This window comes from Trinickia sp. (genome assembly GCF_036503415.1).
In the GTDB taxonomy this organism is placed as follows: Bacteria; Pseudomonadota; Gammaproteobacteria; order Burkholderiales; family Burkholderiaceae; genus Trinickia.
Genome location: NZ_DASXWY010000009.1, coordinates 1 through 11,007, shown reverse-complemented (window position 1 = coordinate 11,007; position 11,007 = coordinate 1). Strand labels below are relative to the sequence as shown.

Sequence of the window (11,007 nt, the reverse complement as noted above, 5' to 3'; positions counted from 1 at the left end):
CGTGGCGGCACTCGAAGCGCACGCGCTGAACGAGTCCGATCCGCGTTGGCAGGGAACGGTTTTGCGCTACGGCAACCTCTACGGGCCGCGCACGGGTTTCGACGAGCCCACCGGGGCGAGCCCGGTCCATGTCGAAGCCGCCGCGTGGGCGGCCGTGCTGGCCCTGAGAAGCGAGGCGACCGGTGTATTCAATATCACCGACAATGGCGCGCTGGCCAGCAACGAAAAGGCCAAGCGCGTGCTCGGGTGGGATCCCGCGTTACGCCTTGCGCCGCTCTCGTGAGCGTACCGGCTTCATCTCTCTTGCGCGGTGTACTGACGATGATTCCCGCACGCTACTCGTCATCGCGAAAGAAAAGGCTATCGTCCCTCGTGGGCCGTGCCACAAATCATCGCCACGCCCGCCTCCGCTGTCGCTCGCAACGTGCTGCGCTTGTCCCCCGCGCGAGAGCGCAACGCGAGCGTATGAAGAATGGCCGAGGCGAGTTTGGACAGTATCTTGGGATCGGTCGCATCGCCCACTTCGCCCTCGGCCTGGGCGCGGCGAATGCGCGCTTCGAACGACTTGTCGAACGTCAGCAATCCTTTGCCGAGCACACCGCGCACTTCGTCGTCGTTGACAGCCTCGACCGCGGCTGTCCCGATCAGAAAACAGCCTTGCGCCGCGCCATCCGCCTCGAAGTAGAGCGCCAGCGCCAGATCGTAGATACGCATCAGCGCTTCGCGCAGCGGTAGCGGCCCGGCCAATTCGCGATCCATCGCTTCGCGATTCGCGATGACATAACGTTCGAGCGTTGCGAGATACAGCGCCCGCTTGTCGCCGAATGCACCGTACAGGCTCGGGCGGTTCATGCCCGTCGCGTCGCTCAGATCGTCGAGCGTCGTTGCGCTGTAGCCCTTTTTCCAGAACGTGTTTCGCGCCTGCCGCAGCGCTTCGTCGGCATCGTATGCACGCGGGCGCCCGCGCGGGCGTTTCGGTTCTCGCTCGTCTTTTTGTACCATTTGAAACAAAATCCTTGACCATGAATATTTATGTGCAATATAGTACAAAAACAGACCGACGAGGAGGAACGAGGAATGGAACTGTACTTTTCGCCGCTCGCGTGTTCGATGGCCACCCGCATTGCGTTTTACGAAGCGGGCTACGAAGCTACCTACATTCAGGTCGACACGAAGCGCAAGCAGCTCGAGAACGGCAGCGATTTTTTTTCGCTCAATCCGATGGGCCAAGTGCCGGTGCTGCGTACGGACGAGGGCGAGTTGCTCACCGAAAACACAGCGATCCTGCCGTATGTCGCCGATCGGTTTCCGCACGCACAGTTGGCACCGGTGGGCAGCTTGGAGCGCGCACGTCTGCAGCAATGGCTAGGTTTCATCAGCACGGAACTGCACAAGGCGCTCTTCGTCCCGCTGCTCGACCCGAACGCCGGCGATGAAGTGAAGCGCTATACGCGCGAGAAGGTGGACATCCGCCTGGATCTCGTGGCCGCCCGCTTTGCCGCGCACGAATGGCTGCTCGATGCATTCAGCGTGGCGGATGCATATCTCGCCGTCGTGCTCAACTGGGCGCGCTACTGCGATGTCGATATCGATCGATGGCCCGCCATCGCGGCGTACTTCAAGCGAGTCACCGCGCGCCCCGCTATCGCACGGGCAATGAGCGAGGAATTCGCGCTATACCGCGAACAAGTCGAGCGGGAAAAGGAAAGGGAAAGGGAACGGGCCGACGCAACGCGTGCTTGAGACGTACGAACGCAATGAAGCCAAGCGCGATGGAACGCACGCAAACGCCATACTGCGCGACTGCGCGGGCTCCATCGCTTACCGGTGTCGGCCTCAAGCCGCCTTCAGGATTCCGTGCGGATCGATCACGAATTTGCGCGGTGCGCCGCCGTCGAATTTGCGATAACCCTCAGGTGCCTGATCGAGCGAGATCACCGTGACATTGACGATCTTGGCGATCGGCAGCTTGTCCCAGAGGATGGCCTGCATCAGATTGCGGTTGTACTTCATGACCGGCGTCTGGCCCGTATGGAACGAATGCGATTTCGCCCAGCCCAGCCCAAAACGCAAGCTCAGACTGCCGCGGCGCGCAGCGGCATCGGCCGAGCCCGGGTCGTCCGTCACATAGAGCCCCGGAATGCCGATCGCGCCCGCCGCACGCGTGACTTCCATCAGCGAATTGAGCACGGCGGCGGGTGCCTCGTCGCCGTGCGCGCTACCGTGCCCATGCGCCTCGAAGCCCACGCAATCGACGGCGCAGTCCACTTCCGGCTTGCCGAGTATGGCCTCGATCTGCTCGCCAAGCGTCGCATCCTGCGACAAATCGACAGTCTCGAACCCCATCTGCCGCGCATGCGCGAGACGTTCGGCGTTCATATCGCCGACGATCGTGCAAGCAGCCCCGAGCAGGCGCGCCGACGCGGCCGCCGCCATACCGACGGGGCCCGCCCCGGCGATATACACGGTCGACCCCGGCTTCACACCAGCCGTGACGGCGCCGTGATAACCGGTCGGCAAAATATCGGACAAGCAGGTGAGATCACGAATCTTGGACAGCGCCTGATCGCGGTCGGGAAATTTCAGCAGGTTGAAGTCGGCGTACGGCACGAGCACGTACTCGGCCTGCCCGCCGATCCATCCGCCCATGTCGACATAGCCATACGCGCCGCCCGCGCGCGCGGGATTGACGTTCAGACACACGCCCGTGTGCTGATCCTTGCACATCGCACAGCGCCCGCAAGCGACATTGAACGGCACGGAAACGAGATCGCCGATCGATAGCGTCTCGACGTCACGGCCGATTTCGACGACCTCGCCCGTAATCTCATGCCCGAGTACGAGACCGACGGGCGCTGTCGTGCGGCCGCGCACCATGTGCTGATCGGAGCCGCAGATGTTCGTGCTGACCACCTTCAAGATCACGCCGTGCTGGATCGAGCGGCCGCTCGGGTCCACCATCTTCGGGTAATCGATCGACTGCACGTCGACTTTGCCCGGCCCCATATACACCACACCTCGGTTGCTGCTCATCGTAAGCGTCTCCATGTCTTCGAAGAAATTTCGCGCGCGGCTCCATCGGACGGCCCGCGCACGGTGTCCTACGCATTGCAGCGTAGTCCTCAATGCGCCGCGGCTATCCATCCAAACGCGACACGTCTTTGCCGGAACCCGACATGCCCGTCCCGATGGGTCCCTTATCGATTGAACGCATGGCGCAAAACGCCTATCGTGGAAGCCTTCGCGGCCCACCGTCACCGTTCGTTGGAGGTTCATTCGATGGCCCAGTCTTCCGTCTACGGCCTGAAGCGGCTCTATATCGACGGCACCTATTGCGATGCCACCAGCGGCACGACGTTCGATACATTCGATCCCGCCACGGGCGCGCACCTTGCCACCGTCCAGCAGGCCAGCCAGGCCGATATCGACCGCGCCGTTGCCGCAGCACGCGAAGGGCAGCGCCAATGGGCCGCGCTCGGCGCCATGGCACGCTCGCGTATTCTCAGGCGTGCCGTCGAGATCCTGCGCGCGCGTAACGATGCGCTCGCGGAGCTCGAAATGCGCGACACCGGCAAGCCGGTCGCGGAGACGCGCAGCGTCGATATCGTCACTGGTGCCGACGTCATCGAGTACTACGCGGGTCTCGCGCCCGCGCTCGAAGGCACGCAAATTCCGCTGCGCGAGGACTCCTTCGTCTACACGCGCCGCGAGCCGCTCGGCGTATGCGCCGGTATCGGCGCATGGAACTACCCCCTGCAGATCGCCTGCTGGAAATCGGCGCCCGCGCTTGCAGCCGGCAATGCAATGATCTTCAAGCCGAGCGAAGTGACGCCGCTCTCGGCGCTGGAATTGGCCGCGATCTACACGGAAGCCGGCGTGCCGCCCGGTGTGTTCAACGTCGTGCAAGGCGACGGCCGCGTCGGTGCCATGCTTGCGACGCACGAGGGCATTGCCAAGGTCTCGTTCACGGGCGGCGTGGAAACCGGGAAAAAGGTGATGTCGATTGCGGGAGCATCGTCGCTGAAGGAGGTGACGATGGAGCTTGGCGGGAAATCCCCATTGATCGTTTTCGACGATGCGGACCTCGCGCGCGCCGCCGATATTGCGGTCACCGCCAATTTCTTCAGCGCGGGCCAGGTCTGTACGAACGGCACGCGTGTTTTCGTGCACCGTTCGGTCAAGGCCGAATTCGAAGCGCTCGTGGCCGAACGCGTCAAACGTATCCGCATCGGCAAACCGTCCGATCCGCAGACGAATTTCGGCCCGCTCGCCAGCGCGGCCCAGCTCGACAAGGTGCTCGGCTACATCGAAAGCGGCAAGCGCGAGGGCGCGCGGCTCGTGACAGGCGGCATGCGGCTCGTCGACGGCGATTTCGCGCAGGGGCAATACGTCGCGCCGACGGTCTTTGCCGATTGCCGCGACGACATGCGCATCGTGCGCGAGGAGATTTTCGGCCCCGTCATGTGCCTGCTCGATTTCGACGACGAAGCGCAAGTCATCGCCCGCGCGAACGCGACACACTTCGGCCTCGCCGCCGGCGTCGTCACCGAAAGCCTGGCGCGCGCGCATCGCACGATCCACCGTCTCGAAGCCGGTATCTGCTGGATCAATACATGGGGTGAATCGCCGGCCGAAATGCCCGTGGGCGGATACAAGCAATCGGGCATTGGCCGCGAAAACGGTTTGACCACGCTCGAGCACTACACACAGATCAAATCGGTTCAGGTCGAACTCGGGCCGTACCGGCCTGCCTTTTGAAAGGGGATGCGCTTGAACACCAGCGAATTCGACTACATCGTGATCGGCGCCGGCTCGGCCGGCAATGTGCTGGCCACACGGCTGACCGAGGATGCCGATGTGAGCGTGCTGCTGCTCGAAGCGGGCGGTCCGGACTACCGCTTCGACTTTCGCACGCAGATGCCGGCCGCGCTCGCTTACCCGCTGCAAGGGCGCCGCTACAACTGGGCCTATGAAACGGAGCCCGAGCCGCATATGAACAACCGCCGCATGGAGTGTGGACGCGGCAAGGGCCTGGGCGGCTCGTCGTTGATCAATGGCATGTGCTATATCCGCGGCAATGCGCTCGATTACGACGGGTGGGCGCAAATCGAAGGGCTTGGGGATTGGAGCTATCTCGACTGCCTGCCCTACTTCAAAAAAGCCGAAACGCGTGACATTGGACCGAATGCCTATCACGGTGGCGACGGTCCCGTTCATGTCACGACGAGCAAACCGGGCAACAATCCGCTTTTCGGGGCGATGGTGGAAGCCGGCGTACAAGCGGGCTATGCACGCACCGACGATCTCAACGGTTATCGGCAAGAAGGCTTCGGTCCGATGGATCGCACGGTCACAGCGCATGGCCGTCGCGCCAGCACGGCACGCGGCTACCTCGATCAGGCACGCGAGCGGCCGAACCTGACGATCGTCACGCATGCGCTGACCGATCGTATTCTGTTCTCGGGTAAGCGGGCGGTTGGGGTGGCCTATTTGCACGGCGGCGAAGCGCGTGAGGCTCGAGCTCGCCGCGAAGTGCTGTTATGTTCCGGCGCCATCGCTTCGCCGCAGATTTTGCAACGTTCCGGGGTCGGCCCCGGTGAATGGCTGCGCGCGCTGCAGATTCCCGTGGTGCTCGATCTGCCCGGAGTGGGCCGCAATCTGCAGGACCATCTCGAGATGTATCTGCAATACGAGTGCAAGGAACCCGTCTCGCTCTATCCGGCGCTCAAGTGGTACAACCAGCCCGCCATTGGACTCGAATGGCTGGCGAAGGGCACGGGCCTCGGGGCCAGCAATCACTTCGAAGCCGGCGGTTTCATCCGCACGCGCGACGACGATCTTTGGCCGAACATTCAATACCATTTCCTGCCGATAGCGATCAACTACAACGGCTCGAATGCTATCGACATGCATGGCTTTCAAGCGCATGTCGGCTCGATGCGCTCGCCGAGCCGCGGGAGGGTGAAGCTACGGTCGCGCGATCCGCGCGATCATCCGAGCATCTTGTTCAACTACATGGCTGAGCCGCTCGATTGGCGCGAGTTTCGTGATGCTATCCGGATCACACGTGAAATCATCGCGCAACCCGCGCTCGATCGGTACCGCGGACGCGAGCTGAGTCCGGGTGCCGATCTGAAGAGCGACCGGGAGCTCGATGCGTTCGTTCGCTCGCGTGCTGAAACCGCGTTTCATCCGTCGTGCTCATGCCCAATGGGATATGACGGGATGGCGGTCGTCGATACCGAAGGCCGCGTGCATGGCATCGATGGTTTGCGTGTCGTCGATGCGTCGATCATGCCGATCATCACCACAGGCAATCTGAACGCACCGACGATCATGCTGGCCGAGAAAATCGCCGACAGGATTCGCGCACGTAAGCCGCTGGCGCGCGCCGATGTGCCTTACTATGTCGCGAAAGGGACGCCGGCATGCCAGCGTGGCACGAAACTGGCTGGTACGGTCGACGTCTGAACGGTCCAGGAGATTTCAACGTGCGCAATCGTCTCGCCTGTCGTCTCGCGCTCATTGGCGCGAGCATCGTATGGGGCCTGTCGGCCATGCCTGCGGGTGCCCAACAAGCTGCCTCGATGCCTGGCATGGATATGTCGCATGCGGCGGGCACGACGCCCGGCGGTTCCAGCGATGCCTCCTCGCAGGCTTTCAAGGAGGCTGATCAGAAAATGATGCAGAACATGAATTCGCCGAGTTATACCGGCGATGCGGACAAGGACTTCGTCTCGCATATGATTCCGCACCATCAAGGGGCAATCGATATGGCTCAGGTCGAGCTCAAGTATGGGAAAGATCCCATATTGCGGCGTCTGGCTCATCAGATCATCAAGGCGCAGCAGGACGAAATCAAGCTCATGCAGCGTTGGCAGGAGAAACGGGCTCAGTAGTGCGGCTTGGGTGGGTGGTCAACGCCCGCGGCACGTACTCACGCATGCGCAACTCGGGTTGTCAGCTCGAGGCCCAGCGCTTTCATTACCGACAGCATTGTTTTCAGCGTCGGATTGCCTCGCTCACTGAAGGAACGGTAGAGCTGCTCGCGCGAAAGTCCCGTTTGCCCTGCGATCTGCGCCATGCCCTTCGCTCGGGCGACCACACCGAGCGCATGCGCGATATAGCCTGCATCGTTCGTCTCGAATGCCGCAGCCATGAACTCCGCCATCGCTGCTTCACTGCCTAGATCCTCCGCCGGATCATAGACTGTCAATTTTTCGGCCATTTCACTCTCCCAACTCGTTCAACAAACGCTTGGCTAACTCGATGTCCTTCGCTTGGCCGTTCTTTGTGCCGCCGCACAATAAAACGACGATCGTATTGCCCCGCCTATGGAAGTAGATGCGGTAGCCCGGCCCATAGTGAAGGCGCAACTCGCAAACCCCTTGTCCAACCGACTGCGCATCCCCCGTGTGTCCGTAAGCCAAACGGTCCAACCGCGACGCGATCAGCGCCCGGGCGCGCTCGTCCTTCAGCCGCAAGCGCCACCGTCGGAAGGTTTCGGTTTCCCTAAGCTCGCTTATCGTAAGGCACATTGTATTTTAAAAACTACTCACCGATCAAGAAGAGTTACATGGTGATGCCGCCCCGAGAACGCGCACCGTTGTAGCTCAGATATAAGAAGAAGTAACGTCGATCGCTGAGGCGCCGAACACTGCGGCAAGGGCAGCCCGGAAACGGGCGCTCATCCGGCCGATGCCCGATCCTGAATGGCGCCGCTGAGCAAGTCCGATGGCGGATTTTCTATACCTCACGTTTTATTGGCCGCATCTACTGATGACAAGCCGCCGCGTAGGCGGTCTTTTCTCATCGGGAACTGCCATGCCGACCGCCACTTCGTCGAGGACCCCTCGCGCTCATGCCGCCGCCCGGCTCGAGCGTCTGCCATTTTCCTCGTACCATCGCCTACTTTTCATCGTCATCGCACTGGCGTTCTTTTTCGATTCGGTCGATCTCGGCACCATGACTTTCGTGCTCGGCTCGATCAAGCAGGAATTCGGCTTGTCGACTGCGGCGGCGGGGCTCGTCGCCAGCGCCAGCTTCTTCGGCATGGTGTTTGGAGCCGCCGTGGCCGGCCTGCTCGCCGACCGTTTCGGTAGACGTCCTGTATTCCAGTGGAGCATGGTGCTCTGGGGAGTCGCCTCCTACCTGTGCTCGACCGCGCATGATGTGAATTCGCTCATCGCTTTTCGTGTCGTACTCGGAATCGGCATGGGCATGGAGTTTCCCGTCGCACAGGCGTTGCTGTCCGAGTTCGTTCCGACCGCTTCGCGCGGCCGCCTCATCGCATTGATGGACGGCTTCTGGCCGCTGGGCTTCATTACGGCAGGCATCGTTTCGTATTTCGTACTGCCGCAATTCGGCTGGCGCACGGTGTTCGCATTGTTGGCCATTCCGGCCGTGTTCGTGCTGGTCGTGCGGCGCATCGTGCCTGAATCGCCGAGGTGGCTGGAGCATCGCGGGCGTCTTGCGCATGCCGACGCGGTACTGAACGATATCGAAACGAAGGTGTTGCGTGCGACGGGCCTTGCATCGCTGCCCCCCATACCGGATATGGACGCCGTGCCGTTCGGGCAGCGCCCGCGCAGTGCATTCCGCGAAATCTGGAGCGACGTTTATCGCAAGCGCACGATCATGGTGTGGACGCTGTGGTTCTTTGCGCTGCTCGGCTTTTACGGGCTGACCTCATGGCTCGGCGCGCTGATGCAGCAATCGGGCGTTACGGCGACGAAGTCGGTGCTCTATACGGTGCTCATTTCCCTCGCTGGAATCCCCGGGTTTCTCTGCGCCGCGTGGCTCGTTGAACGATGGGGCCGCAAGCCGACTTGCGTAGCATCGCTCATGGGCGGCGCAACGATGGCTTATCTCTACGGGCAGGCAGTCTTGCACGGCGGCGATCTCACACTGGTGATCAGCGCCGGCTTTGCGATGCAGTTCTTTCTCTTCGGCATGTGGGCGGCGCTTTATACCTATACCCCCGAGCTTTACGGCACCGGTGCGCGTGCAACCGGATCAGGGTTCGCGTCGGCAGTCGGCCGGATCGGTTCGTTGATCGGGCCGTATGTGGTCGGGCTCGTATTGCCTGTCTTCGGACAGAGCGGTGTCTTCACGCTCGGGGCGCTTTCGTTCGTGCTGGCTGCGGCAGCCGTCGCAGTGTTGGGGATTGAAACCAAGGGGCGCGCGCTCGAATCGCTTTCGAGCGATGTAGCAGAAGCGACGGACGATCGGTACGCCACGGCGACGGAGCGAGTCAGGGGTGGCTAGCAGGCTATGGAATGGACCTGCCTCGATATCGAGTTCCCTCGCCGGCTGAGTGAACTTCCCAGGTAGGGCCGAATCGGAAAACGCCCCAATCGACGGCAAGGTCGATCGGGGCGTTTTGCCAGCGAGCCTGAAGCCGCCGTTCAAGCCGTCTTCAACTGCTCTCCCACGGGTAACTTCCGTATCCGCTTGCCCGTTGCGGCGAAAATCGCATTCGTCAAAGCCGGCGCGAGCGCCGACGTGCCCGGCTCGCCGATACCACCCGGCGCTTCGCCGCTCTTCACGATATGCACCACGATCTCCGGCGTTTCATTGAGCCGCAATACACGATAGTCCGTGAAATTGCTCTGCTCGACCCGGCCATCCTTGATCGTGATTTCGCTATAAAGCGCACCGGTGATACCGAAGACGACACCGCCTTGTATCTGCGCTTCGATCGTCCTCGGATTGACGGCCATGCCGCAATCGACGGCACATACGACGCGGTCCACCTTCACCGCGCCGCCCTCGACCGTCACCTCCGCCACCATGCTCAAATAGCTGCCGAAGGCGTGCATGACCGATACGCCGCGCCCCTTTCCTTTCGGCAGCGGACTGCCCCAACCGGCCTCGCGCGTGGCAACCTGCAATACATGCGCGGCACGCGGGGCATCGCCTAGCAAATCGAGCCGATACTTCACCGGATCGATGCCCGCATGTGCGGCAAGTTCGTCGATGAAACTTTCGACGACGAACGTGCCGCGCGTCGCACCGACGCCGCGCCAGAACGCGGTCGGAATAGGACCGGGCTCCTCGCGCACGTAATCGACGAGTTGATTCGGCAGGCGATAAGGCAGTTCGGCCGCCACTTCGACCGCATCGGGATCGACGCCGTTCTTCACGACTGCCGGCGCGAAGCGTGCCAGGATCGACGAGCCTACCACCCGATGCTGCCAGGCTATGGGCTTGCCGTTCGCGTCGAGGCCGGCAGATATTCGATCGTAGTAGCAAGGCCGATACATGTCGTGCTGGACGTCTTCCTCTCGGGTCCAGACGACCTTGACGGGCGAATCGACGGCCTTGCCGATCTTCAGCGCCTGCACGATCGCATCGACTTCGAGCCTTCTGCCGAACCCGCCGCCGAGCAAATGATTATGGACGGCCACTTTTTCGGGGGGCAGCCCGGTCACTTTGGCGCCCACGGCGCGAGCGATGGTCGGAACCTGCGTACCGACCCAGATATCGCAGCGATCGGCGTGCACGTGCACCGTGCAGTTGATGGGCTCCATCGTGGCGTGTGCGAGCAGCGGTTGCTCATAGACCGCATCGATGCGCGCCTTGGCCTCGCCGAACGCTTTGCCGACGTCCCCTTCCTTGCGCGCGACAGCGCCGTCGCGCCGCGACGCTTCCGCAAGATCGGAAAAAATCTTCTGAGTCGATAGCGTGGCAGCCTGTCCGCCGTTCCACTTGATGTCGAGGGCAGCAACGCCTTGCTTCGCAGCCCAGGTATGCGCCGCGACAACGGCAACCGCGTTGTCGAGCTTCACCACCTGATGCACTCCGGGCACTTGCTTGGCACGCGTATCGTCAACGCTGTCGAGCGTGCCGCCGAACACGGGGCAATTGACGATGGCCGCGTAGACCATGCCGGGCAGGCGCACGTCGAAGCCGAACAGCGCAGTACCGTCCACTTTTTGCGCCGAATCGAGCCGGTCCGTGGGCTTGCCGATCAGTTCGAAGTCCTTGGGGTCCTTGAGCGGGACA

General features: G+C 62.2%; 10 protein-coding genes and 1 pseudogene. 6 read left to right on the top strand and 5 right to left on the bottom strand.

What is annotated here, in order from left to right; genetic code table 11:
- Nucleotides 1-283 (top strand): annotated as a pseudogene (locus VGL01_RS02210) (dTDP-glucose 4,6-dehydratase); the annotation flags it as partial.
- 77 nt (nucleotides 284-360) lie between these two features.
- Here the strand turns inward: VGL01_RS02210 and VGL01_RS02205 are convergent.
- Nucleotides 361-1,002, bottom strand: a complete 642-nt coding sequence (locus VGL01_RS02205) for a TetR/AcrR family transcriptional regulator (protein WP_331566645.1) — start codon at nucleotides 1,000-1,002, stop codon at nucleotides 361-363.
- A gap of 75 nt (nucleotides 1,003-1,077) precedes the next feature.
- On the opposite strand from VGL01_RS02205, the gene VGL01_RS02200 reads away from it, so the two are divergent.
- Entirely contained in the window at nucleotides 1,078-1,743 is a 666-nt protein-coding gene (locus VGL01_RS02200; protein WP_331566643.1) for a glutathione binding-like protein, read from the top strand.
- 93 nt (nucleotides 1,744-1,836) lie between these two features.
- Here the strand turns inward: VGL01_RS02200 and fdhA are convergent, their stop codons facing one another.
- Entirely contained in the window at nucleotides 1,837-3,033 is a 1,197-nt protein-coding gene (fdhA, locus tag VGL01_RS02195) for a formaldehyde dehydrogenase, glutathione-independent (RefSeq protein WP_331566641.1), read from the bottom strand.
- 246 nt (nucleotides 3,034-3,279) lie between these two features.
- On the opposite strand from fdhA, the gene betB reads away from it, so the two are divergent.
- The 3 genes from betB to copM are packed head-to-tail and all read left to right on the top strand — an operon-like array spanning nucleotide 3,280 to nucleotide 6,899.
- Nucleotides 3,280-4,758 carry a betaine-aldehyde dehydrogenase gene (betB, locus tag VGL01_RS02190; RefSeq protein ID WP_331566639.1) on the top strand — a complete coding sequence of 493 codons (1,479 nt, stop codon included), beginning with the start codon at nucleotides 3,280-3,282 and terminating at the stop codon, nucleotides 4,756-4,758.
- 12 nt (nucleotides 4,759-4,770) lie between these two features.
- Complete coding sequence (gene betA, locus VGL01_RS02185; RefSeq protein ID WP_331566637.1) at nucleotides 4,771-6,471, top strand: choline dehydrogenase; 1,701 nt, start codon at nucleotides 4,771-4,773, stop codon at nucleotides 6,469-6,471.
- 20 nt (nucleotides 6,472-6,491) lie between these two features.
- Nucleotides 6,492-6,899, top strand: coding sequence for a CopM family metallochaperone (copM, locus tag VGL01_RS02180; RefSeq protein ID WP_414720153.1), 408 nt, complete (start codon nucleotides 6,492-6,494; stop codon nucleotides 6,897-6,899).
- Between the two features lie 38 nt (nucleotides 6,900-6,937).
- Here copM and VGL01_RS02175 read toward each other — a convergent pair whose 3' ends face one another.
- Both VGL01_RS02175 and VGL01_RS02170 read right to left on the bottom strand, forming a co-directional pair.
- Nucleotides 6,938-7,228 (bottom strand): addiction module antidote protein, encoded by a 291-nt coding sequence (locus VGL01_RS02175; RefSeq protein WP_173255519.1) that lies wholly within the window; start codon nucleotides 7,226-7,228, stop codon nucleotides 6,938-6,940.
- Between the two features lies 1 nt (nucleotide 7,229).
- The gene (locus tag VGL01_RS02170; RefSeq protein WP_331566635.1) at nucleotides 7,230-7,484 is read right to left on the bottom strand and encodes a type II toxin-antitoxin system RelE/ParE family toxin; all 255 of its coding nucleotides are present in this window, start codon (nucleotides 7,482-7,484) and stop codon (nucleotides 7,230-7,232) included.
- 340 nt (nucleotides 7,485-7,824) lie between these two features.
- Between VGL01_RS02170 and VGL01_RS02165 the strand changes: the two genes are divergently transcribed.
- Nucleotides 7,825-9,267: an MFS transporter gene (locus tag VGL01_RS02165; RefSeq protein ID WP_331566633.1), complete on the top strand. Its 1,443-nt coding sequence runs from the start codon at nucleotides 7,825-7,827 to the stop codon at nucleotides 9,265-9,267.
- 140 nt (nucleotides 9,268-9,407) lie between these two features.
- On the opposite strand, the gene VGL01_RS02160 is transcribed toward VGL01_RS02165, so the two are convergent.
- Nucleotides 9,408-11,007, bottom strand: a 1,600-nt coding sequence (locus VGL01_RS02160) for a xanthine dehydrogenase family protein molybdopterin-binding subunit (RefSeq protein WP_331566631.1), incomplete at its 5' end; no start/stop codon positions are given.